Source organism: Brucella haematophila, assembly GCF_005938105.1.
GTDB lineage: Bacteria > Pseudomonadota > Alphaproteobacteria > Rhizobiales > Rhizobiaceae > Brucella > Brucella haematophila.
Window position 1 is genome coordinate 207,367 of sequence record NZ_VCPE01000002.1, and the last position, 22,795, is coordinate 230,161.

The following is a 22,795-nucleotide window of genomic DNA, read 5'->3' on the forward strand; positions in this document are numbered from 1 at the left end:
TGCCCCGGCGCCTTTCTTCCTCCGCAAAAACCCATAAGACTCATACAGATGATCCGAAGCAGAAACGGAGAGACTGGATGAAAGCGTTTTGGGCGGGTGCATTTGCGGTTGCCATGCTTGCAAGCACAATATCGTCGAGCCATGCGACCGATGCGGAACCCAAATGGCGCGCCTCTTCCAGCCTGCTCGGCGAGCCCAAATATCCGGCTGACTTCAAGCAATACGACTATGTGAACCCGCAAGCGCCGAAGGGCGGCACCCTGAATCAGGTCGCGGTCGGCACATTCGACAGCCTTAATCCATTTGTGGTGCAAGGCGTTCCCGCAGCAGGCCTGTCCGACTTCGGCGGCGGCATGCTCTACGATACGCTGATGACGGATTCGCTGGATCAGGGATCGACGCAATATCCGCTCATTGCCGAAGCGCTTCAGTATCCGGATGATTATTCCTGGGTGAAGTTCAAGCTCAATCCGAACGCCAAATGGCATGACGGCCAGCCGATCACCGTCGAAGACGTGATCTGGTCCTTCAATGTGCTGAAGAAGCAGTCGCCCATGTACAACAAATATTATGGCGACGTGGAAAGCGCGGAAAAGACCGGCGATCATGAGGTGAAGTTCAACTTCAGCCAAAAGGGCAATCGCGAACTGCCGCAGATCATGGGCCAGCTTGCAGTGCTGCCACAACATTGGTGGGAAGGTAAGGACGCGCAGGGCAAACAGCGCGACATCACCCGCCCGACGCTGGAAATTCCGCTGGGCTCGGGCGCCTATAAAATCGACAGTGTTTCGCCGGGGCGTTCCATCACCTGGGCGCGCGTCGACGATTACTGGGGCAAAGATATTGCGGTGAATGTCGGCCGCAACAATTTCGACCGCGTGGTTTACGAATATTACTTCAATGAAGACGCGACCTGGGAAGCCTTCAAGAAGGGCGGCCAATACGATTATCGCAACGAAAACCGTGCCCAGCGCTGGGCGGAGCAGTATAATTTCCCCGCTGTTCAGCGCGGCGATGTTATCAAGAAATCCTTCCCGTATAATGCCGTCGGTCGCATGCAGGGCTATTTCCTGAATATGCGCCGCGACAAGTTCAAGGACCCGAAAGTCCGCGAAGCGCTGACCTATGCGTTCGACTTCGAATCCATGAACCGTCTTCTGTTCTTCAATCAGTATAGCCGCATTAACAGCTATTTCGCTGGCAATGAGTTGCAGCTGAGCGGCCCGCCGACCCCGGCGGAACAGGCCATTCTTGAAACGGTCAAGGATTCACTGCCCGCAGACGCCCTGACTAAAGAATTCAAGCTGCCCGTTTACGACACGCCGCAGGCAACCCGCGATAATCTGCGCACGGCCTTGAAGCTGCTTTCGGAAGCGGGGTGGACATTGCAGGGCAACAAGCTGGTCGATGCAAAGGGCAATCCGTTCACCATCGAATTTCTGGGCAAGGACCCGACCGACGAACGCATCTATAATCCGTTTGCAGCGAGCCTGCGCAAGATCGGGATCAATGCGACGGTGCGCATTGTCGATACCGCGCAATATCAGGCGCGCGTCAATGATTTCGACTATGACGTCATCACCTCGGTCATTCCGCAGAGCGGCTCGCCCGGCAATGAACAGCGCGACATGTGGGGCTCCAAGGCCGCCGATTTCAAAGGCAGCCGCAACTATGCCGGCATCAAGAGCGAGGCCATCGACAAGCTGATTGACCGCGTGATCTATGCCAAGGATCGCGATGAACTTGTGGCCGCCAGCCACGCGCTCGACCGGGCGCTGCTCTGGAATTATTACGTTATTCCGCAATGGTATTCCGACCACATCAATGTGGCCTATTGGAACAAGTTCGGCATGCCGGAAAAGCAGCCGGATTATATGGGTATCGATCCGTTCTCATGGTGGGTTGATCCTGCGAAAGAAGCCAAACTGAAGACCGGCAGCGAATAAGAGGCGCGCGAAGAATGACGATGCTTCGCATGAACCGCCGCCATTTTCTGGGGGTCTCGGGCAGCGCCGCAGTCGCGGCCTGCCTGCCGGGCCAGAATGTCATCGCCACCGCCTTTGCGGAGGTGCCGACCGGCAAAGCCCTGCACGGCCTGTCCGCCTTTGGCGAACTGAAATATGGCAGCGATTTCACCCATTTCGACTACACCAATCCAGATGCGCCCAAAGGCGGCACATTCAAGTTCGCCCCGGCAAGCTGGGTCTGGAACCAGAACACGCAGACCTTCAACACGCTCAGCACCTTTACCTTCAAAGGCGATGCGCCCCCGCGCATGGAGCTGACCTATGACAGCCTGATGGTCCCGGCTCTCGATGAACCGGATTCCATCTACGGGCTCATTGCTGAAAGCGCCACGCTGTCGAAAGATCGACAGGCCTGCACCTTCAAGCTGCGCAAGGAAGCGCGCTTCCACGATGGCTCGCCGATCACGGCGAAAGACGTGCTGTTCACCTATACGGTGTTCAAGGAAAAGGGCCACCCGATCATACGCCAGTCGCTCGCAGGACTGGAAAAGGTGGAGCTGACGGGCAAGAACGATATTCGCCTGCGCTTTGCGGCAGATCGTGGCCCCAATGCCATTCTCGATGCGGTGGTGCTGCCCATATTGTCGGAGAGCTGGTTCAAGGACCGCAATTTCGAGGCGACCACCATGGAGCCGGTGCTCGGTTCCGGCGCTTACAAGGTCGGGAATTTCGCCGCCGGTCAATTCATCGAATATGACCGCGTTGAGGATTACTGGGCCAGGGATCTTCCGGTCCGGCGCGGCTCCGGTCATTTCGACCGCATCCACATCGAGTTCTTCCGTGATCGCCAGCCGGAATTCGAGGCCTTCAAGAAAGGCGATATCGATTTCCGTTCGGAAAGCGTGTCCAAGAACTGGGCGACAGGATACGACTTCCCGGCCATTCAGGAAAAGAAAGTCATCAAGCGCACCTTCCCGAAAGAGAAAAGCCCGCTGATGCAGGCCTGGGCGGTAAACCAGCGCCGCGAGCGTTTCCGTGACCCCCGCGTGCGGGAGGCGATCAGTCTCTGTTTCGATTTCGAATGGACCAACGAGACCCTTTTCTTCAAGACCTACGAGCGTTCGCAATCGAGTTTCAACGGGTCGGATTTTCAGGCCAAGGGCCTACCCTCCCCCGATGAGTTGAAGGTGCTGGAGCGCTATCGCGGCAAGCTCCCCGATACAGTGTTCGGCGAGGCTGTCACCATGCCGGTTTCGGATGGAACAGGCCGTGACCGTGCGCAGTTCGGTCGGGCCATCAAGCTGATGGAAGAGGCCGGGTTCGAGCGGCGCAACGGCCAGTTCCATGACAAGGACGGTTCAAAATTCGCGCTTGAAATCCTCAGCGATTCCGAAGCCTTCACCCGCGTCTATAATCCGTTCATCCAGAAACTGCGGGCCATCGGCATTGATGCAACCTTGCGGCTGGTGGATGCGAGCCAGTATCAGGCGCGCTTGCAGGATTTCCAGTTCGACATGGTTGGTCTTGCCATGCAGTTTGGCGCGACCCCGACCAGTGAATCGCTGGCCAGCATGTTCGGTTCGCAAGCGGCCAAGACGCCGGGAAGCTATAATCTGCCCGGCACTGCCGACCCGGTGATCGACGCCCTGATCGACGATGCCGGAAAGGTTTCGACCCGGGGCGATCTTGTCGCTACGATCAGAGTGCTCGATCGGTACTTGCGTATCCGGCGCGACTGGATTCCAAATTGGACAACAGCGAATCATCTCGTCGCCTATTGGGACCGGTTCGGTTTCAAGGAACCGAAGCCCGATTATGGCTTTCCGGTCGAGACGCTGTGGTGGATAGAAGAAGAAAAGGCAAAAGCTGTTGGTAAGCCATAAGAGAAACCCGGATCTAACGAGAGAGCCAAGCTGATGGGCGCTTACATCCTCCGCCGCTTGATCTTAATGATCCCGACCATCTTCGGCATCATGGCTATTTCCTTCGCCGTTGTTCAGTTCGCCCCCGGCGGTCCGGTCGAGCGCGTGATCGCGCAGCTTTCCGGACAGGGCGGCGATGCGCTTGATCGCCTTTCCGGCGGTGGCGGCGATTTCGGCCAGAGCGCTGTCGATAGCGGCTCGGTCAGCTCGAAATATCGCGGCGCACAGGGGCTTGACCCGCAATTTATCGCCGATCTGGAAAAGCAGTTCGGCTTCGACAAGCCCCCGCTGGAGCGTTTCGGCCAGATGCTGTGGAACTATCTGCGCTTCGATTTCGGGCGCAGCTATTTCCGCGATATCAGCGTGATCGACCTCATCAAGGAAAAGATGCCGGTTTCGATCTCGCTCGGCCTTTGGCTGACGTTTCTGTCCTACATAATCTCCATCCCGCTCGGCATTCGCAAGGCGATCAAGGAAGGCACGCGCTTCGACACTTGGACCAGCGCCGTCATCATCGTCGGTTACGCTATCCCAAGCTTCCTGTTCGCCATCCTGCTGATCGTGCTTTTCGCGGGCGGGTCGTTCTTCGACTGGTTTCCGCTACGCGGTCTCACCTCGCCTGATTTCGCGCAGATGTCATTCTGGGGCAAAATCGGCGACTATCTCTGGCACATGGTTCTGCCAGTCACAGCGCTAGTGCTTTCGGCCTTCGCCACGACAACGCTTCTGACGAAAAACTCGTTTCTCGAAGAAATCCGCAAGCAATATGTGACGACGGCGCGCGCCAAGGGGCTCACCGAGAATCAGGTGCTTTATCGCCACGTCTTCCGCAATGCCATGCTGATCGTCATCGCCGGTTTTCCGGGCGCTTTCATCTCGGCCTTCTTTACCGGCTCGCTTTTGATTGAAACCATCTTCTCGCTCGACGGTCTTGGCCTGCTCGGCTACCAGTCGGTCATCAACCGCGATTATCCGGTTGTGTTCGCCAATCTCTTCATCTTCTCACTGATCGGCCTGCTTGTCGGGCTTCTGTCTGATCTGACCTATACGTGGATCGATCCGCGCATTGATTTCGACCGGAGGGACGTGTGATGACGGACGCTGCCCTCACCCCCGCCGTCAAGCCGGTAAAGCGGCCTTGGCTGTCGCCGCTGAACCGCCGCCGCTGGCAGAATTTCAAGGCCAACAAGCGTGGTTACTGGTCGCTGTGGGTTTTCCTGTTTCTGCTCATTGCGGCCCTTTGCTCCGAATTCATCGCCAATGATCGTCCCATCCTCGTTTCCTACAAGGGCGAGCTGCTGATGCCGGTCTTTGTCGATTATCCGGAAGAGAAATTCGGCGGCTTCTATGCGGTGACCGATTATCGCGATCCGGTGATACAGGAAGAAATCGCCAATAATGGCTGGGCGATCTGGCCGCCCATTCACTATTCCTACAACACCGTGAACAACGAAATCCCGGAGGCGGCACCATCAAAGCCCTTCTGGCTCTATTCCGCCGAGGAGCGTTGCCAGCGCTACGCGCAGGGCGTCAGCGACCCCAATTGCCGTTTCGGCAATTTCAACCTGCTTGGCACCGACGATCAGGCGCGAGACGTTTTTGCGCGCGCGCTTTACGGCTTCCGCATTTCGGTGCTGTTCGGCCTGATCCTCACCTTCTTCTCGGCCATCATCGGCGTGACTGCCGGCGCGGTTCAGGGCTATTTCGGCGGCTGGGTCGATCTGATCTTCCAGCGCGTCATCGAAATCTGGTCGTCGATCCCCGTGCTTTATCTGTTGCTGATCATAGCGGCGATCCTGCCGCCGGGCTTCTGGGTGCTGCTCGGCATCATGCTGCTGTTCTCATGGGTGGCTTTCGTCGGCGTCGTGCGCGCTGAATTCCTGCGCGCCCGAAACTTTGAATATGTGAATGCTGCGCGCGCACTTGGCGTGAAGAACGGCACCATCATGTGGCGTCACCTTCTGCCCAATGCCATGGTGGCGACGTTGACCTTCCTGCCCTTCATCCTGAATGGCTCGATCACCACGCTCACCTCGCTCGACTTCCTCGGCTTCGGCCTGCCGCCAGGTTCCGCCTCGCTCGGCGAACTTCTGGCGCAGGGCAAGAACAATCTTCAGGCGCCTTGGCTCGGCATTACCGGCTTCGTGGTCATCTCGGTCATGCTGTCGCTCCTGATCTTCATCGGCGAGGCGACACGCGACGCATTCGATCCGCGAAAGGCATTTCAATGAGTGGGTCAATGAGCGGATCCCTGTCCGAATCAGGCAATAAAACTCTGCTGTCCGTCCGCGAATTATCGGTGGCATTCCGCCAGAATGGCGAAGAGCGCATTTCCGTCGACCGCGTGTCCTTCGACATTGCCGAAGGCGAGACCGTGGCTCTGGTCGGCGAATCCGGTTCGGGCAAGTCTGTTTCCGCCCTGTCGGTGCTGAAGCTTCTCCCCTACCCGGCGGCAAGCCACCCTTCCGGTGAAATCCTTTTCAACGGCAAGGACTTGATGAAGGCCTCCGAGCCGGAATTGCGGCGCGTGCGCGGCAATGACATCGCCATGATCTTTCAGGAGCCGATGACCTCGCTCAACCCGCTGCACAGCGTCGAGCGGCAGATCGGTGAAATCCTGCGTGTGCATCAGGGCATGGGCGACGCCCAGGCGCGGGCGCGCACGCTGGAGCTTCTGAAAGAGGTTGGCATTCGCGAGCCGGAAAAGCGCCTGTCGGCCTTCCCGCATCAGCTTTCAGGTGGGCAACGCCAGCGTGTGATGATCGCTATGGCGCTGGCCAACAAGCCAAAACTGCTGATCGCCGACGAACCAACCACGGCGCTCGATGTGACGGTGCAGGCGCAGATATTGAAGCTGCTTGCCGAGTTGAAGGCCGCGCAAGGCATGTCGATGCTGTTCATCACGCACGATCTCGGCATCGTGCGCAAGATCGCCGACAAGGTCTGTGTGATGAGCAAGGGCAAGATCGTCGAGGCCGGACCAACCAAGAACATCTTCGACAATCCGCAGCATCCCTATACAAAGCATCTGCTTGCCGCCGAACCGAAGGGCGAGCCGCCCGCTGCCGATCCGGCGGCAAAAACGGTGATGGAAGGCAAGGATATCCGCGTCTGGTTTCCGATCAAGAAGGGGTTCATGCGCAAGACTGTCGACCATGTGAAGGCGGTGGACGGCATTGATGTCAATCTGCGTGCCGGTCAGACGCTGGGTGTCGTCGGCGAATCAGGGTCTGGCAAGACCACGCTTGGCCTCGCCCTTTCGCGGATGATTTCATCCAAGGGCGATATTCGCTTTGAAGGGCGCGATATCGCGAAGTTCAGCTTCAAGGATATGCGCCCGCTGCGCCGTGAAATGCAGATCGTGTTTCAGGACCCGTTCGGCTCGCTTTCTCCGCGCATGACCATTGCAGATATCATTGCCGAAGGCTTGCTGGTGCATGAGCCGAAACTGTCCGCCGACGACCGCGATGCGCGTGTCGTGGCAGCGCTTCAGGAAGTGAACCTCGACCCCGAAACCCGCTTCCGCTATCCGCATGAGTTTTCCGGCGGCCAGCGCCAGCGCATCGCCATCGCGCGCGCCATGGTGTTGAATCCGCGCTTCGTCATGCTGGACGAGCCGACCTCGGCGCTCGACATGAGCGTGCAGGCGCAAGTGGTCGATCTTTTGCGTGGATTGCAGAAGAAGCATGATCTCGCCTATCTTTTCATAAGCCACGATCTCAAAGTGGTGCGGGCACTGGCCAATGATGTGCTGGTGATGCGCAACGGCAAGGCGGTCGAATATGGTACGGCGAAGGATGTCTTCGCCAATCCCAAGACCGACTATACCAAGGCGTTGATGGCGGCAGCCTTCCATATGGAGGCGACCGAGGGAGGAGTAAAACAATGACCAATAATGATAAGGGCAATATTCTTCTGGCGATCACCGATTGGGACCCGGAAATCTGGCTGAAGACATTCAAGGACAATGCACCGGATCGCCCCGTGGTGACCGAGCGCGCCGAGAATGATCCTTCCGTCAAATACGCTCTCGTATGGAAGCAGAAGCCCGGCTCACTCGCCAATCTGCCCAACCTGAAAGTCATTTTCTCGCTTGGTGCTGGCGTGGACCACGTGTTCCGCGATGACCGCATCCCCGATGTGCCGCTGGTGCGCATCATCTCCGACGACCTGACCATGCGCATGACCGAATATGTGGTCTGGCAGGTGCTGGATCATCACCGTCTGGGATCGCGCTATCGCAAGCAGCAGCAGAACCATGTCTGGCATGAAGATCGCCGCCAGCCTGCCGCCCATGAGGTGACGGTCGGCATTATGGGGCTTGGCGTGCTGGGCCGCGATGCGGCTGAAAAGCTGAAAGCGCTGGGTTTCAACGTGACCGGATGGAGCCGCCGCCAGCAGGAAATCGCTGGCGTGAAAACTTATCACGGTCGTGACGGCTTTGGCGCGTTCCTCAAGACCGCCGATATTTTCGTCTGCCTGCTGCCGCTGACGCCAGACACCAAGGGCATCCTGTCCATGTCGATGTTCGCGCAGCTGAAAAGTGACGGACCGTTCGGCGCGCCGGTGCTGATCAATGCCGGTCGCGGCGGCTTGCAGAACGAGGCGGATATTCTGGCGGCGCTCGACCGCGGGCTGCTTTCGGCAGCATCACTCGACGTGTTCAATCAGGAACCGCTGCCGACCACCAGCGCGCTCTGGGACCATCCGAGAGTGACGATCACGCCGCATGCAGCGGCAAGCTCGTCAGCAACGGCCCTTGTGCCGCAGATCATCCGGCAGATTGAAGCCTTCGAGCGCAATGGCACGCTGGAGCACATCGTCGACCGCAATACGCAATATTGACGTTTCAGATTAGGGGATCGGCAGCGACACGCTGCCCGTCGTCCCTCCATCTATTCCCGCCCAATCTCCTTGCGCATGGTGATAGAGGTCGTACGCGTATAGCCGGGATGCGCCGTTTCCGCGATCTTGCGATAACCGAGTTTTTCAAACACCGCCCGATTGCGCGTCAGTTCAATACGCACCTGCAATTCAATCGCCGGCTTGCCCTTCGCGACAGCCTCCGCCTCTGCACGCTGCATCAGGGCACGTGCGATTCCCTGCCCCTCAAAAGCAGGCGCAACGGCAAGCTTGCCGAGATAGAAGCTATCGCTTCTTTCCTTGATGAAAACGCAGCCCGCCAGTTCCTCGCCAATCAGGGCTGCAAAACCGGTCTCTTCCCCGGCCTTTTGTTTCAGTCCTTCCGCGGTCAGAAGATGCGCGGAAGACGGCGGATCGATCACGCCATCCATATAGGCAAAGCTGTCTCGAATGAGTTTCAGAAGCTCTTCCCAACGGGCGAAATCCTGACCTATGGCCACAATGCGGAGCGCTGTCATTTGGTCTTGCGCGCCTTGTAACGAATGGTCTCGAAACGGACATTGAGCGCGTTATAGAGCAGCAAACGACCAACCAGCGGTTCGCCGATACCGGTGACGAGCTTGATCACTTCCATTGCCTGCAAGCTGCCGATCACGCCCGGCAGTACGCCCAGCACGCCCGCTTCTGCGCAGGTAGGCACCGTTCCCGGCGGCGGCGCTTCCGGGAAGAGATCGCGATAGGAGGGATTTGGCGTCCCGTCCGGCCCGGTCAGATAAGGCATCAGCACCGTCACCGTGCCATCAAAACGGCCCATCGCGCCGGTTACCAGCGGCCGCCCGACCCTGGCCGCCGTATCCGCCAGCACATAGCGCGTTGTAAAATTGTCGGAGCCGTCGACGATCACATCATAATCGGCAATCAGCGCTTCGGCATTTTCCGCGTTGAGGCGCAAGGCATGGCCTTCGACCGTCACATGCGGATTGATGCGCGCAATGGCGTTTCGCGCGCTCTCGACCTTTTCCTGACCGACGTTTTCCGTGTCATGGATGACCTGACGCTGGAGATTGGACAGCGAAACCATATCGTCATCGACAATGCCGAGTGTCCCGATACCCGCAGCCGCCAGATATTGCAGTACGGGCGCTCCGAGGCCACCAGCGCCAACAACCAATACACGCGCTGCCTTCAGCTTCTGCTGGCCCGGGCCGCCGACTTCCGGCAGCACGATATGGCGCGCATAGCGTTCAAGTTCTTCGGACGAAAATGATCTGGATGGTGCATTCATGATGGCCAACATATGCCTCCGCGACGATGCTGTCAGCGGATAATTTAGCTCTTGGTGAGAACGCCGCCTGCAACACTGAAAAACTGCGCATCGCCGCCAAGCGTATCGAACAGCGCCCTGTCGGTGCCGGTCATGAAGGACTGCCCGCCAAGATCGTCGAGAATGCCGAACAAGGCAGCGCGGCGGCCCGAATCGAGATGCGCGGCGATTTCGTCCAGAAGGAGAATCGGGGCCATGCCGGACAATTCGCCCGTCAGGCGCGCATGGGCCAGAATAAGACCTATGAGCAATGCCTTCTGCTCGCCGGTCGAGCACAGGGCGGCAGGCATGGCTTTCGGCCTATGCTGCACGATGAGGTCGGTGCGGTGCGGTCCATCCAGCGTGCGGCCTGCCGCGCGATCCCGGATCCGCCCGTCGCGCAGGGTGCGGCGGAAATCCTCTTCCAGATCGAGCGCCGCCTCAAGGCCGATCCGCTGTTCCAGCGAACCTTCCAGAAAGCAATCCGCCTTCGGAAAAGGACCTTCCGCCGGAAGGCGCTCTATCATGGCCGCAATCAGCCGCATGGCTTCTGCGCGTGCTGCGGCAATGGCGGTGCCAAGCTCTGCCATCTGGCTTTCGATGGCATCGAGCCAGCGATCGTCATTATTGCCTTCGCTGAGCAGTCGGTTGCGGCTGCGCATGGCTTTTTCATAATCGAGCACACGCTTGCCGTGCCCGGTATCGATGGCGAGGACCATGCGGTCGAGGAACCGACGCCTATCCGACGCGCCACCGGTAAACAGCCCGTCCATGGAAGGAACGACCCAGAGAATGCGGGCATAATCGAGAAGCTCGTCGCCAGAGGCTGCAACGCCGTTGATGCGAACCTTGCGCCCGCCTTCTCCGCCGCCTGCCGTTCCCGTGCCGATTTCCGCTTCGCCGTAGATCATGCAATCCAGCGATGCGTGGATGGCAAAGCCGTCTCGCTGTCCTTCCGGACCGTTGACCCGCGCCACATCGTCATAGGAGGCCCGGCGAAGGCCGCGCCCCGGCGACAGAAAGGAAAGCGCTTCAATGAGATTGGTCTTGCCCGAACCGTTCTCGCCCGTCAGCACCACATGGCCGGGGCCAAGCGGCAGCGAGAGTTCCGCATAATTGCGGAAATCAGTAAGCTTAAGCCGCCGGACCGAAACCCGGTCGGGGCGGCTTGTTATATTGTTCTGTAAGTCCACGGGCCATTCTTCAGGAGCTGTTGAGATTTAGGATATGACGTGCCGAAAATGGTGTCTTTCGAGAACCGGAGCGGAATGTACTTAAGGTACATGAGCACCGGAAGCACAGAAAGACGCCATTTGCAGGCCGTCACAGCCTGAATATCGATAGCTTCTAGACGCGCATAGGCATCAGAACATACAGCACATCTTCGTCACCGGTGTCGCGCACCAGTGTCGGCGAACCGGCATCGGCCAGCATGAAGACAGCATCCGAGCCTGAAAGCTGGCTGGTTATGTCGAGCAGATATTTGGAGTTGAAGCCGATATCCAGCGGATCGGAATCATAATCCGCTGCCAGCTCGTCCGTCGCGCTGCCCGAATCGGGATTGTTGACCGTCAGCGTCAGCTGGCCATCGGCGATGGAAAGCTTGACCGCACGGCCACGCTCGCTCGAAATGGTCGAAACGCGATCAACGGAAGCGGCAAATTCCTGACGCCCGATGGTGAGCTTCTTGTCATTGCCGGATGGAATGACGCGCTGATAATCCGGGAAGGTGCCATCGATAAGCTTGGAGGTGAGCACCACCGAGCCGACCGTGAAGCGGATCTTGGCGTCCGACAGTTCCACTGTGGCCACCACATCAGGTGTATCGACCAGCTTTTGCAGCTCGGCAACCGTCTTGCGCGGAATGATGATGCCCGGCATGCCTTCCGTGCCCGATGGGGCTTCCAGTTCGGCGCGCGCCAGACGGTGACCATCGGTCGCCACAGCGCGCAGCTTCAAAGCGCCGTCGCTTTCGATAGCATGGAAGAAGATGCCGTTCAGATAATAGCGGGTTTCTTCCGTCGAGATCGCAAACTGGGTACGGTCGATGAGGCGCTTCAGCGCCTGCGCTTCGATGCGGAAGGAATGGGTGAAGGACCCGGCCGTCAGCTCCGGGAAGTCCGACTGCGGCAGGCACTGGAGGCGGAAGGACGACTTGCCGGAAATGACCGACATGGAGCCGCCATCCGGGTTGGTGGACAGCATGACTTCCGCGCCATCGGGCAGCTTGCGCACAATATCGTAGAGCAGATGCGCCGGGACCGTCGTCGCGCCCGCCTGCTCGACCATGGCGGCGGTTGCTTCGTTCACTTCGAGGTCGAGGTCGGTCGCCTTGAGGGCAAGGCTTGCGCCTTCGGCCTGCAAAAGCACGTTCGACAGAATCGGAATCGTGTTGCGACGCTCCACGACACGGTGGACGTGGTTGAGAGATTTGAGAAGGTTCGATCGCTCTAGGGTAACACGCATGTTCAAACGCACTCGCTCGCTAGGACAAGGCGCTTGCATCTGACGGGCAGCGGCCCTCGTCGGTACGGCGCCATAGGCGCCAGAAAGGTCCGTTAAAGTGGCAGATTTTTAAGGAGAAAAGCAAGCCCGCGCCGTGTCGTAATGCGACAGGGCCCGGGCTTTTTGTTGATAACCGCGGTTGATAGCGGGGAAGCTTCGTTATCAGGCAGCCTGATCGTTGATGAGACGCTTCAGAAGCTCCAGTTCCTGTGCCAGCTTGGTGTCGGCACCCACCAGATCTTCGATCTTGCGCACGGCGTGCAGCACGGTCGTATGATCGCGTCCGCCGAAGCGACGGCCAATTTCCGGCAGCGAACGCGGCGTCATCATCTTGGCGAGATACATCGCCACCTGACGCGGCTTCACGATGGTGCGGGTACGACGATTCGAGAGCAGATCCTGCTTCGAAACATTGTAATGGCGCGCCACGATGCGCTGGATTTCCTCGATGCGGATGCGCTTCGGCTCGCCTGCGCGGGTCAGATGGCCCAGCAGCTCATCCACGCGGTCGATCGACAGATTCGGCTCGAAGGACTGGCGGAACAGGAGCTGATTGAAAGCGCCTTCCAGCTCGCGGCCCGATCCGGTGACGGTACGGGCAACATGCGAGAGAATATCGTCGCCAATATTGAGGCTCGGATCTTCGACCTGTGCCGTGTTCAGACGACGGCGCAGCATTTCAACGCGCATGTCGTAGTCCGGCGCGGCCACTTCAAGCGCAACGCCGCCCTGCAGACGCGAACGGACGCGAACATCGAGCGATTCCAGTTCCGAGGGCGCACGGTCAGCTGCAACAACGACCTGCTTGGCGCTGTCGAGCAGCGTGTTCAGGAGATGGCAGAACTCGTGCTGAATGGACTTGCCCTGCAGGAACTGCATGTCGTCGATGACCAGAAGGTCGATGTCGCGCAGCTGTTCCTTGAAGGAAAGCGCATTGTTGTCACGGATAGCGGTCGCAAAGCGCCACATGAAATATTCAGCGGTCAGATAAACGACGCGGGCCTTTTCCTGACGCTGCAGCGCTGCGGCTGCAATGGCCTGAAGAAGATGCGTCTTGCCGAGGCCGACCGATGCATGAATGAAAAGCGGGTTGAAACGCACAGCGCTGGAACCGGCTTCCGCAATGGTGCGGGCAGCGGCAAGCGCCACGCGATTCGATGCGCCATCGACGAAGCTGTCGAATGTGTAACGCGGATCAAGCGGCGAACCGAGAATCGAGCCCGAAGCGGCAGCTGATTCTGCGACCACGGCAGAACCGCGCTTGTCACCGATATGCTGACCGGCAAAAGACTGGCCGACCGGGAACATCATCTTTTCACGCGGTGCCACGACAGGCTTGGCTTCAGCCGATTCCGTCGTCTCTGCGGGCGCTGCGCTGCGAACCACGCGGTTCATACCGCGCACCACGACTTCAACCTTCAGGATCTGGGCGTTTTCTTCCTGCCAGAGTTCGGTCAGGAGTTCGGAATAATGATTGTTGATCCAGGAGCGCAGGAAGGCTGTCGGGACCGACAGACGCACAATGCTCTTGGAAATATCGTCAAGTTTCAACCGGCCGAACCAGCTCGAATAGATTTCGCTGCCCACACGGGCTTTCAGCTTTGCCGTAAGGCGCTCGAAAGCCTCTTCGCTGACTGCAGCGTCCATGTTCGTCAGGCTCTTGTCATTTCCGGTAGCAGAAGATCCATGGATACGGTTCGCATGTGCATCATCACCCATCGTTGCCGTCGCCTTGCCGCTCGTCATTGCCATCGTCTCGCCTGCCTTCACATTCGTACGCGCCATTTTCCAGCGCTTGTCATTTTTTCCAGCTCGTCGTTCCGGATCTGTCGTCCTTCAACGCCGGCGGTACTCACTCATACACTCAGGCCCGCAACATCGGGCCAAACACAAACTCAATCGGACCCGACAGGTCCCAAACCGAAATACTCCTTTCCGGTTACCCGCGCACGACTCATACAACTGTTCACCGAAGGCTGATTGCCCGGAACCCCTTCCACGACAACCACTCAATTGCCCGCCATCTGTCCAAAACGACTTTCCGGTTAATGGCCAGTTAATGGCCCGGTCATTGAATGATAAGCAATCACCCGAAAGAAAGAGGACCTTGGAGACCAGAAAATAGCGCCCGCGGATTCAACATCCACGCTGACATTCGACAGCAATTAGCGCTAACTCCGGGCCGGTGGCCCACCCCTCTTGATGTCCTGACTTTAGCGAAGGGCCGCCGTAAAGAGCAAGCCTAGGATTGCCAGTTTTTTTTCATGAAACCCCTTGCATAGGGCGGCGCGATAGACCGGGAATCGGACGCCAGCGAATTAACACCTTTGGATTCAATGTGTTTTCTACGTGGTCAAATTAGATGGTCCTGATCTGTTCCGCCTGAAAAATAAATTTTAAAATTCCGCTTGACTCAAACGGCCTTCCGAGTCCCGTCGGACCCCTGTGGATAACTCTGTCAAAAATTACGCAAATGATTGAAATTACAATCGAAAATTACCCGGTGGCAACATTCTGAAACCTCGTAAACTTGCCTCTTCACATTGAAAAATATGCGAAAAAAATTGCGACCCTACGTTGAGCAGAAAGCTGCCAGAAGCCTGAAAAAAAGAAAACCCGGCTAACAATGAGCCGGGTTTCAGAACTTGCTTATAAAAATAGGCAATAATTAGGCGTTGAGTGCCTTCACGCGCTTGGCAAGGCGAGACACCTTACGAGCAGCAGTGTTCTTGTGCACGACACCCTTGGAGGCTGCGCGCATCAGTTCAGGCTCAGCAGCCTTGAATGCCACTTCCGCAGCCTGCTTGTCGCCGCTCAGAAGAGCGTCTTCCAGCTTGCGGATGAAAGTGCGAACGCGCGAGCGACGCGACTTGTTGATTTCGGTGCGGGCAGCGATCTTGCGCACTGCCTTCTTGGCCGAAGGAGTATTGGCCATAAATGCCTCTCTTTTTCTGTCAGCTAGCCAGGGGCTTAAACCGCCGGGCACAAAACCTCTAGGGCAGCCGAAATCCCTAGAAAACCCGGGTGGCCGCCGATCCGTGGCGGGCTTATAGATCAGCTTTGCCCTCACGTCAACGAGGATTCTGCCGCGACTATCAATCAAAAAGCCGGTTTTGCGCCTGCGCACGGGCCTTTCAGCCCTCCAAACCAGCCTTCATCCAGCCCTGATTACCACATCGGGCAGCGGCAACCACCGCCCGACGTACTGTCCGTCTTATCGATTCTTGAAGGATGGCGTACGCTTGTCGACAAATGCCGCCATGCCTTCCTTCTGGTCTTCCGTCGCAAAAAGCGAATGGAACAGGCGGCGCTCATAGCGCAATCCTTCGCTCAATGTCATTTCGTAGGTGCGGTTCACCGCTTCCTTGGCCATCAACACGGATGGACGCGAGAAGGACGCGATGCGCTCGGCAGCCTTCAAAGCTTCTTCCAGCAGAACTTCCGGCTCGACGACCCGTGAAACGAGACCGGAGCGCTCGGCTTCAGCCGCATCCATCATGCGGCCGGTCAGGCACATATCCATCGCCTTGGACTTGCCGACGAAACGGGTCAGGCGCTGCGAGCCGCCCATGCCCGGAATGACGCCGAGCGTGATTTCCGGCTGGCCGAACTTGGCGTTGCTGCCTGCAATGATGAAGTCGCACATCATGGCCAGCTCACAGCCGCCACCCAGCGCATAACCGGAAACGGCAGCAATGATCGGCTTGCGCGCGCGATCCACCTTCTGCCAGTCGGCGAACATGTCCTGCAAATAGGCGTCGACGAAATCGATGGACTGCATTTCCTTGATATCGGCGCCTGCAGCAAAGGCCTTTTCAGAACCGGTCAGCACCACGGCGCCGATCTTGTCATCAGCGTCGAAGATCGCGAGCGCATCCGTCAAATCATTGAGCACCCCACGATTGAGCGCATTGAGCGCCTGCGGACGATTGAGGCGGATAAGCCCGACATTGCCGCGCGTCTCGACGATGATCGTTTCATAAGCCATGGAATTCTGCTCCTCCTTCATCAGGCATCGCTATCCGGTTCAGGGCCCATAAGGCCGATACCATGACAGCTTCAATTTCCGGGCGGCAAGGTGGACCGGCCATCCCCGTTTGGCAAGGTCTTATGTCTGGCAGGAGGCACAGAAAAAAGTCGAACGTCCCGCCTGGACCGCGCGCTCGACGGTGCCGTTGCAGGCCGGATTGCGGCATGGTTCCCCTTCCCGCCCATAGACCGAGAAGGAATGCTGGAAATAGCCAAGCGCTCCGTCAGCCTGAATGTAATCTTTCAGGCTCGACCCGCCCGCCGCAATGGCCTCGGCAATCACCGTGCGGATATCGCTGGCCAGACGCTCCATAAGCGCCGCGTCGCCCGCCACAGCCCCGGCTGCCCGCATGGGCGACAGGCCGGAACGCCACAGCGCCTCGCAGACGTAGATATTGCCGAGACCGGCAATCAGACGCTGATCGAGAAGTGCTGCCTTGAGCGGCGTGCGCCGCCCCTGAAACAACTCCGCCAGTATCGCTCCCGACAACAGATTGCCGGTCGGTTCGATACCGAGACCACTTAGAAACGGATGTGTGTCGAGCCCACCTTTTTCCGCAAACAGCATGAAGCCGAAACGGCGCGGATCATTATAGATGATGCGTGCGCCCGAACCGCCGGGCCGCGACAGGTGAAACACCACATGATCATGGGCGCTGTTCTTCGACCGCTCGTGATGGAAAGCGCCAGGCGCATCTGTGCCTTCATCGGCCTCGATGCGAAAAGAGCCAGACATGCCAAGATGGCTGATGATAGAAAGACCGTCATCGAGGTGAAGCGTCAGATATTTCGCACGGCGACCGAGCGCCTCGATCCGATGCCCGGTCAGGCGCTCCACAAAATGCTCCGGAAAAGGAAAGCGCAGATCGGGTCTGTTCTGATCAACACGTTCGATGGTTGCCCCTTCCATAAAGGGTTGCAAGCCGCGACGAACGGTTTCTACCTCTGGCAATTCTGGCATTGAAAGCAAATCCTGAAGGGGCCGGTCTGACCATTCCTTCTATATGTTGGGTTTTGCCCCTATTGCCAAGGGGAATACGCGAAAGAGCGCTTCAGCACCCGCTACAGGGGATCGTGTTGGTATAGCGTGGAGAGAGATAATAGGTCTCGCTCATGGGAATGCTGGTCGATATCCATGAGTTGAGCGGCTTGTAATCAAGCTCCACATCAACCTTGATGAAATAGGCGTCGGTCGCGATAAGCGCGGCGGGAAGATCGCCTTTGCTGCCAGCCACGGCGGCAAAATTTGCAACATTGGCGCGCGACCAGTCGACAGTCACGGTATAGGTGTTCGACGATTGTGCCTTGGTCACTTTCAGGGCCGTTACCCTGATCTTCGGGCTTGTCCGGCGGTAAGGCAGCAGCGATGCGCTGCCGATGGCGAACATATCGTCGACGTCGCTGGCCGAAACCGAAATCTGGCGTGTGACCAGATCGGCCAGGCTACTTGCGGATCGTGACACCTTCTTGTTGACGTCGAGACCGTCAGCCAGGTCTGTCGAGCCGAGATAGATCACGAGCAAGACCGGAGCGATCAGCGCAAACTCGACTGCGCCGACAGCGCGCCTGTCGCGCAGGAACTTTTTTAACAACCGGAATAGTGCTGTTCGCATGGCGATTGGGTCCAGTCCGGGCCGCAACCCGATATTCGTCGTCAGTTGGGAAACGGCTCATTCTGCCATGTCAGCGTGGAGAACAACGGCATGGTGCCGCGTTTCGCGTCAGCGCTATCGGTCAGATAGAGAATATTGGTGAGAACCGGCCAGTGGTAGAGCACGTTGAGCTGGTTGATGGTCGACGTGCCGTTGGTGCCGCTGATGCCTGTTCGTGCCAGATCGCCATCGGCGTTCAGGATGCCCGTCGTCGGAACCAACCCAAATCCGGAATAGGTTCCCAGATTGAACGACAGTCCCTCGCAACCGGCCTTCACCATAAACTGGATCTGGTCGCAGAGCATGGTCTGAATCTTGGCCTGGGTAAGATCACTGCCCCTGATCTGCCCGGTCTGGATCTGACGCGCGACGTTCTGCGTGGCGTTCCACAACACCTGCCGGGCAGTGAAATTCATGCCCGTTTCAATGGTCGAAAAGACGATGAGCAGAAACGGAATGATCAGAAGTGTGAATTCGATTGCCGTCGCGCCGTCGCGCGCCCGGCCAAACAGCCGCACGCGCCGAAAGGCGGCACATAGCCACGAATATTCTTCTCCACGCCTGTGCTGACGGGAATTCCTGAATGCCATGCCCCACCCAAACCGTGCCGGTTTAAAACATGGCGTAGGAATACATCAGGACAACCTGAAAGAGTATTAACGGCACAGGCAGGATTTTAGCGACAGCTCTTATTTATCATCGCCGGTCTTGGTGGAAGCCTTCTCGCAATAGGGCGTGCAGGACAGCGTCTGCACATTGGCCTGACGATAGACGCGCATGGTGCCGCGTGCATTGTTGGAAACGACGAGTTCCCGGTCGATGATTGGCTCGCCCTGCTTGTCCATGACAACGATATTGGTGACGCCAAAATCCTTGCCGGTCAGCACGATGGTCTGTGAATCCTGAACGACAGCGTCCGCAATTGCCGGATTGCCGATCACCACCGTGTCGGCTGGGCGCGCCAGACGAAGGATGCGCGCCTGACTGGTTTCCAGCTTGATATATTCTTCCGCATGCGCGGCCTGAATGCTCACTGAAAACAGCACCATCGCGGCCAAGGCAGATGCCTTCCGCAACTTTTCCGAAGAGAAAAACCGATGCGCCACTCTACGACCCCCGTAATATGCCTAGCAAATAATGAAGAGGATTGGTGAAGGAAGCATTAAGCCAGCCGCAAAGCTTCCCCCTCATGCACCATCGGCGGTGGAATTTATCAGGCAACGCTTCATTAACCCTGATTGTTAAGAGCCCTACAATGCCTGCCGACTATGCTTCAGCCATCCGAACTTGATGACGGGCAATATGGGGCAGCCGTCTTCGGAGAGGCGAAGGAGCGTACAATGCCGACATTGATGACGCGTTTTTTGAAGAACCGGGCCGGTTCCACAGCGATTGAATATGCGCTGATCGGCACGCTGGTTTCCATCGCAATCATCAGTGGTGTAGCGCTCATGGCTGGCAGAGTCGGTGAAAAGTTCGACGCCGTGGCCGCAAGCGTCCAGAGCGCAACCAAGGGTCAGTAATCGGCAACGAAACTCTATCGGGGGGCCTTGATGGTCATAGCGGCGCTGATGACGGCGATTTTCGTGGTGGCGATGGTCACGGCCATGATCACCGATCTGCTGTCGATGACCATTCGCAACCGGGTTTCGATTGGTCTTGCCGCCGGTTTTATCGTCTTCGCACCGTTTTCCGGTCTTACGCTTGTTGACTACGGCTGGCATCTGGTGACCGGCGCGCTGATGCTCGGCATCACTTTCGCACTCTTCTGCCTGCGAACCATGGGTGGCGGCGATGCAAAACTGATTGCCGCGACGACGCTGTGGTTCGGCTTCAATCCGGGACTGGCGGACTATGTCCTCAAATTCTCGATCCTGGGCGGCGTTCTCACGCTTCTCATCATTCTCTATCGCCTGATGCCGCGCCCGGCCTATGCTGATCGTTATGTCTTTCTGGAACGGCTGTCACGCAAAGATGTCGGGATCCCCTATGGGATTGCCCTGGGCGCCGCCGGTCTCTGGAGCTTCCCGCTCTCACCTGTCGGCCAGTCAATGAAATCGATTTTCCTCGCCTCAGTGTAGTTTCGGGCACTGAATTGCCCGGTGGAACTTATATTTCTTAATACGAATAAGATTATATTAACCATAATTACACGATTGCCGGTGCAATTTTGGAACACGTCGTTCGGACGTGGGGACTTGCACGGGGCACATCATGAAATCAGCTCGTCTGCTCATTCTTGGGGTAGCCGTCATCGCTGCTGGCGGTGCGGGCTATATCGCCATGAATCTGTCGGCTCCGCCGCCAGCACCAGTCGTGGTTGCGCCCGAAGCCCCGCAGATGCAGCTGGAAGAAGTGCTGGTCGCCACGGAAAATCTCGGTGTCGGCGCTGAACTGACCTCGCAGATGCGCTGGCAATCTTGGCCCAAGGAAGCGATTTCCGATGGCTATATCACCCGTTCCAGCGAGCCAGACGCCATCAACCAGCTCAATGGTGCAACTGTCAGGCTGCAACTTTTCCCCGGTGAACCCATTCGCAAGGTCAAGCTGATCGGACCCGGACAAAGCTTCCTGTCCTCGATCCTGCCACCAGGCATGCGCGCGGTTGCGACCCAGATCAATGCCGAAAGCTCGGCGGGCGGCTTTATCCTGCCCAATGATTTCGTCGACGTCATCATGACCCGCCGCAAGCCCGACAATGCCAGCAGCACCTCCATCGCGCCTTTCACGACCGAGACTGTGCTGCAAAATGTGCGCGTGCTCGCCATCGACCAGACGATTCAGGAAGACGAACAGGGGCGCAAGGTCATGGTCGGCCAGACGGCGACATTGGAACTGACGCCCGATCAGGCAGAAATCATCACCGTCGCCCAGCAAATGGCGGACCGGCTGACACTGTCGCTGCGATCCATGCACGACGCCGAAGACAAGGACATCAAGCAAGCCGACTATCTGGTTTCCTCGCCGACGCGCAGCGGAACCGTCAAGGTCATCAAGTCCGGCAGCGTTATAGAAGTAGGACCGCGCTCATGAAAAAGGCAAAACGCGTGCGCCCGTATTGGACCAAATCCGCTCTTATTGCCGCAAGCCTGACGTTCGCAGCGCAACCCTTCTTGGAAGCCCCGGCCATGGCGGCAGGCGGCGTCGTCAAGGTGGGTGCACAGGGGCGCGCCCAGCGAATTACGCTTGGTCTCAACAAATCGCTGGTGCTGGATCTGCCACAGGACGCTTATGATGTCCTCGTCTCCAATCCCTCCATCGCGGATGCCGTCACGAGCACGTCGCGCCGCATCTATCTGTTCGGCAAGCAGGTCGGACAGACGAATATCTTCGTCTTCGGCCCGAATGGCGAACAGATCGCCTCCATCGATGTCGAAATCGAGCGCGATGTGAGCACCATTTCGACACAGCTGAAACGCCTTATCCCCGGCTCGGATATCCGCGTCGAATTGATCAACGACAACGTCGTTTTGACCGGCACGGTTCAGACACCGCAGGATTCGGCACAAGCCGCTAAGCTTGCAGGCCTTTTCGTCACCGGCGGTGAAGCAACCACCGGTCAATATTCGTCAACGGCTTCCGCTCCAACCGACGGCGGCGGTGTTGCAATCGACAACCCCGACCGGGAGCGCCGAGTCAGTAAAATCGTCAACATGCTGACGATTGTCGGTGAAGACCAGGTCACGCTGAAGGTCACTGTCGCCGAAGTCAGCCGCACTGTCATGAAACAGCTCGGCGTCAATATGCTTGGCCGCGGTAACAGCAACGGCATTACCTATAGCGGCATTTCGGAAACCATCTCTGGCGCGATCGGCAATAATCTGTCCGATACCGGCTTCGGTCTCGCGACGAGCAGCTTCTCAGCCTATCTGCGGGCAATGGAATCAGCAGGTGTCATGAAGACGCTAGCCGAACCGACCCTGACCGCGATCTCTGGCGAAAAAGCAGCTTTCAACGTCGGTGGCGAATATAATGTTTTGAACAGCGTCACTTATGATGACGACGGCAAGCGAACCAACCAGCTGGCCAAGATCGAATACGGCATCGGACTTGAATTCATGCCGGTGGTGCTCGGTCCCGGACGGATCAGTCTAAAAATCAGAACCTCGGTTTCTGAACCCACGACCGAAAGCACCGGCATGGCTGCCAAGGCCGACGGCGTGGGCACAAGCCTCCTCTCGCTGCGCAAACGCGTAGCGGACACCACGGTCGAACTGCCATCCGGCGGTTCGATGATGATCGGCGGCCTGATCCGCGATGAAGTGCGCCAGTCGGTTTCCGGCTTTCCGGGACTCACCAAGATTCCCGTCCTCGGCGCGTTGTTCCGCAGCAAGGATTTCATCCGCAACGAATCAGAACTCGTGGTCATCGTGACACCCTATCTGGCTCGCCCGGTGGCACGGCAAGCGCTGGCGCGTCCCGACGACAATCTCAATCCGGCCAGCGATGGTGCAGGCTACATTCTCGGCAAGGTCAACCGTGTTTATGGGACGATGGAGACCAAGCTGCCGCCCGGCCGTTACAACGGCGTTGTCGGGTATATCTACAAATGAG

At 58.0% G+C, this 22,795-nt stretch carries 21 protein-coding genes; 10 read left to right on the top strand and 11 right to left on the bottom strand.

The annotated features are described in order from the left end of the window. Positions 1–77: 77 nt before the first annotated feature. From FGI60_RS03765 to FGI60_RS03790, 6 genes are read left to right on the top strand one after another with little or no spacing between them, the layout of a single operon-like run. Positions 78–1,946, top strand: a complete 1,869-nt coding sequence (locus tag FGI60_RS03765; RefSeq protein ID WP_138784005.1) for an extracellular solute-binding protein — start codon at positions 78–80, stop codon at positions 1,944–1,946. 14 nt (positions 1,947–1,960) lie between these two features. Beyond that, positions 1,961–3,850, top strand: coding sequence for an extracellular solute-binding protein (locus FGI60_RS03770; protein ID WP_138784006.1), 1,890 nt, complete (start codon positions 1,961–1,963; stop codon positions 3,848–3,850). A gap of 33 nt (positions 3,851–3,883) precedes the next feature. Beyond that, positions 3,884–4,981, top strand: a complete 1,098-nt coding sequence (locus FGI60_RS03775) for a microcin C ABC transporter permease YejB (RefSeq protein WP_138784007.1) — start codon at positions 3,884–3,886, stop codon at positions 4,979–4,981. After that, a complete protein-coding gene (locus FGI60_RS03780; RefSeq protein ID WP_138784008.1) occupies positions 4,981–6,120 on the top strand; it encodes an ABC transporter permease in 1,140 nt (379 codons plus the stop codon). Before FGI60_RS03775 ends, FGI60_RS03780 begins: the two co-directional genes overlap by 1 nt. Beyond that, positions 6,117–7,778 (top strand): ABC transporter ATP-binding protein, encoded by a 1,662-nt coding sequence (locus FGI60_RS03785; protein ID WP_138784009.1) that lies wholly within the window; start codon positions 6,117–6,119, stop codon positions 7,776–7,778. Before FGI60_RS03780 ends, FGI60_RS03785 begins: the two co-directional genes overlap by 4 nt. Then, on the top strand, positions 7,775–8,734 hold the full coding sequence (locus FGI60_RS03790; RefSeq protein ID WP_078337763.1) for a 2-hydroxyacid dehydrogenase: 960 nt from the start codon (positions 7,775–7,777) through the stop codon (positions 8,732–8,734). Before FGI60_RS03785 ends, FGI60_RS03790 begins: the two co-directional genes overlap by 4 nt. Positions 8,735–8,784: 50 nt before the next feature. Here FGI60_RS03790 and FGI60_RS03795 read toward each other — a convergent pair whose 3' ends face one another. The 11 genes from FGI60_RS03795 to FGI60_RS03845 all read right to left on the bottom strand — a co-directional run bounded on the left by FGI60_RS03795 (position 8,785) and on the right by FGI60_RS03845 (position 19,290). Continuing rightward, entirely contained in the window at positions 8,785–9,270 is a 486-nt protein-coding gene (locus FGI60_RS03795; RefSeq protein WP_138784010.1) for a GNAT family N-acetyltransferase, read from the bottom strand. Beyond that, the gene (locus FGI60_RS03800; RefSeq protein ID WP_171058691.1) at positions 9,267–10,049 is read right to left on the bottom strand and encodes a molybdopterin-synthase adenylyltransferase MoeB; all 783 of its coding nucleotides are present in this window, start codon (positions 10,047–10,049) and stop codon (positions 9,267–9,269) included. Before FGI60_RS03800 ends, FGI60_RS03795 begins: the two co-directional genes overlap by 4 nt. A gap of 32 nt (positions 10,050–10,081) precedes the next feature. After that, positions 10,082–11,248, bottom strand: a complete 1,167-nt coding sequence (recF, locus tag FGI60_RS03805; RefSeq protein WP_138784011.1) for a DNA replication/repair protein RecF — start codon at positions 11,246–11,248, stop codon at positions 10,082–10,084. Between the two features lie 154 nt (positions 11,249–11,402). Continuing rightward, on the bottom strand, positions 11,403–12,521 hold the full coding sequence (dnaN, locus tag FGI60_RS03810) for a DNA polymerase III subunit beta (protein WP_138784012.1): 1,119 nt from the start codon (positions 12,519–12,521) through the stop codon (positions 11,403–11,405). 201 nt (positions 12,522–12,722) lie between these two features. Beyond that, positions 12,723–14,345 (bottom strand): chromosomal replication initiator protein DnaA, encoded by a 1,623-nt coding sequence (gene dnaA / locus FGI60_RS03815; RefSeq protein WP_138784013.1) that lies wholly within the window; start codon positions 14,343–14,345, stop codon positions 12,723–12,725. Positions 14,346–15,228: 883 nt separating this feature from the next. Then, positions 15,229–15,495, bottom strand: coding sequence for a 30S ribosomal protein S20 (rpsT, locus tag FGI60_RS03820; protein WP_078337759.1), 267 nt, complete (start codon positions 15,493–15,495; stop codon positions 15,229–15,231). A 279-nt stretch (positions 15,496–15,774) separates the two neighbouring features. Further along, the gene (locus FGI60_RS03825; protein WP_078337824.1) at positions 15,775–16,548 is read right to left on the bottom strand and encodes an enoyl-CoA hydratase; all 774 of its coding nucleotides are present in this window, start codon (positions 16,546–16,548) and stop codon (positions 15,775–15,777) included. Positions 16,549–16,668: 120 nt separating this feature from the next. Further along, the gene (gene mutM, locus FGI60_RS03830; protein ID WP_138784014.1) at positions 16,669–17,550 is read right to left on the bottom strand and encodes a bifunctional DNA-formamidopyrimidine glycosylase/DNA-(apurinic or apyrimidinic site) lyase; all 882 of its coding nucleotides are present in this window, start codon (positions 17,548–17,550) and stop codon (positions 16,669–16,671) included. A 91-nt stretch (positions 17,551–17,641) separates the two neighbouring features. Then, entirely contained in the window at positions 17,642–18,202 is a 561-nt protein-coding gene (locus FGI60_RS03835) for a TadE/TadG family type IV pilus assembly protein (RefSeq protein WP_138784015.1), read from the bottom strand. Positions 18,203–18,243: 41 nt separating this feature from the next. Then, positions 18,244–18,831, bottom strand: a complete 588-nt coding sequence (locus FGI60_RS03840; RefSeq protein WP_138784016.1) for a TadE/TadG family type IV pilus assembly protein — start codon at positions 18,829–18,831, stop codon at positions 18,244–18,246. Between the two features lie 99 nt (positions 18,832–18,930). After that, positions 18,931–19,290 carry a pilus assembly protein N-terminal domain-containing protein gene (locus tag FGI60_RS03845; protein WP_138784234.1) on the bottom strand — a complete coding sequence of 120 codons (360 nt, stop codon included), beginning with the start codon at positions 19,288–19,290 and terminating at the stop codon, positions 18,931–18,933. Positions 19,291–19,509: 219 nt separating this feature from the next. On the opposite strand from FGI60_RS03845, the gene FGI60_RS03850 reads away from it, so the two are divergent. The 4 genes from FGI60_RS03850 (at position 19,510) to FGI60_RS03865 (ending at position 22,794) form a co-directional block, all read left to right on the top strand. Beyond that, entirely contained in the window at positions 19,510–19,764 is a 255-nt protein-coding gene (locus tag FGI60_RS03850) for a Flp family type IVb pilin (protein ID WP_235889731.1), read from the top strand. 30 nt (positions 19,765–19,794) lie between these two features. Continuing rightward, positions 19,795–20,322, top strand: a complete 528-nt coding sequence (locus FGI60_RS03855; RefSeq protein ID WP_138784017.1) for an A24 family peptidase — start codon at positions 19,795–19,797, stop codon at positions 20,320–20,322. A gap of 133 nt (positions 20,323–20,455) precedes the next feature. Next, the gene (cpaB, locus tag FGI60_RS03860) at positions 20,456–21,274 is read left to right on the top strand and encodes a Flp pilus assembly protein CpaB (RefSeq protein WP_138784018.1); all 819 of its coding nucleotides are present in this window, start codon (positions 20,456–20,458) and stop codon (positions 21,272–21,274) included. Then, positions 21,271–22,794, top strand: a complete 1,524-nt coding sequence (locus tag FGI60_RS03865; protein WP_138784019.1) for a type II and III secretion system protein family protein — start codon at positions 21,271–21,273, stop codon at positions 22,792–22,794. Before cpaB ends, FGI60_RS03865 begins: the two co-directional genes overlap by 4 nt. Position 22,795: the final 1 nt, after the last annotated feature.

Bases quoted from the DNA above. Each gene is read 5' to 3' on its own strand.
- dnaA (WP_138784013.1), bottom strand. From the start codon at position 14,345: ATGGCGCGTACGAATGTGAAGGCAGGCGAGACGATGGCAATGACGAGC.
- FGI60_RS03770 (WP_138784006.1), top strand. From the start codon at position 1,961: ATGACGATGCTTCGCATGAACCGCCGCCATTTTCTGGGGGTCTCGGGC.
- FGI60_RS03850 (WP_235889731.1), top strand. From the start codon at position 19,510: ATGCTTCAGCCATCCGAACTTGATGACGGGCAATATGGGGCAGCCGTC.
- FGI60_RS03825 (WP_078337824.1), bottom strand. From the start codon at position 16,548: ATGGCTTATGAAACGATCATCGTCGAGACGCGCGGCAATGTCGGGCTT.
- FGI60_RS03780 (WP_138784008.1), top strand. From the start codon at position 4,981: ATGACGGACGCTGCCCTCACCCCCGCCGTCAAGCCGGTAAAGCGGCCT.
- rpsT (WP_078337759.1), bottom strand. From the start codon at position 15,495: ATGGCCAATACTCCTTCGGCCAAGAAGGCAGTGCGCAAGATCGCTGCC.
- FGI60_RS03835 (WP_138784015.1), bottom strand. From the start codon at position 18,202: ATGCGAACAGCACTATTCCGGTTGTTAAAAAAGTTCCTGCGCGACAGG.
- FGI60_RS03865 (WP_138784019.1), top strand. From the start codon at position 21,271: ATGAAAAAGGCAAAACGCGTGCGCCCGTATTGGACCAAATCCGCTCTT.
- FGI60_RS03840 (WP_138784016.1), bottom strand. From the start codon at position 18,831: ATGGCATTCAGGAATTCCCGTCAGCACAGGCGTGGAGAAGAATATTCG.
- FGI60_RS03790 (WP_078337763.1), top strand. From the start codon at position 7,775: ATGACCAATAATGATAAGGGCAATATTCTTCTGGCGATCACCGATTGG.
- FGI60_RS03800 (WP_171058691.1), bottom strand. From the start codon at position 10,049: ATGTTGGCCATCATGAATGCACCATCCAGATCATTTTCGTCCGAAGAA.
- FGI60_RS03775 (WP_138784007.1), top strand. From the start codon at position 3,884: ATGGGCGCTTACATCCTCCGCCGCTTGATCTTAATGATCCCGACCATC.
- FGI60_RS03845 (WP_138784234.1), bottom strand. From the start codon at position 19,290: ATGGTGCTGTTTTCAGTGAGCATTCAGGCCGCGCATGCGGAAGAATAT.
- FGI60_RS03765 (WP_138784005.1), top strand. From the start codon at position 78: ATGAAAGCGTTTTGGGCGGGTGCATTTGCGGTTGCCATGCTTGCAAGC.
- cpaB (WP_138784018.1), top strand. From the start codon at position 20,456: ATGAAATCAGCTCGTCTGCTCATTCTTGGGGTAGCCGTCATCGCTGCT.
- FGI60_RS03855 (WP_138784017.1), top strand. From the start codon at position 19,795: ATGGTCATAGCGGCGCTGATGACGGCGATTTTCGTGGTGGCGATGGTC.
- dnaN (WP_138784012.1), bottom strand. From the start codon at position 12,521: ATGCGTGTTACCCTAGAGCGATCGAACCTTCTCAAATCTCTCAACCAC.
- mutM (WP_138784014.1), bottom strand. From the start codon at position 17,550: ATGCCAGAATTGCCAGAGGTAGAAACCGTTCGTCGCGGCTTGCAACCC.
- FGI60_RS03795 (WP_138784010.1), bottom strand. From the start codon at position 9,270: ATGACAGCGCTCCGCATTGTGGCCATAGGTCAGGATTTCGCCCGTTGG.
- FGI60_RS03785 (WP_138784009.1), top strand. From the start codon at position 6,117: ATGAGTGGGTCAATGAGCGGATCCCTGTCCGAATCAGGCAATAAAACT.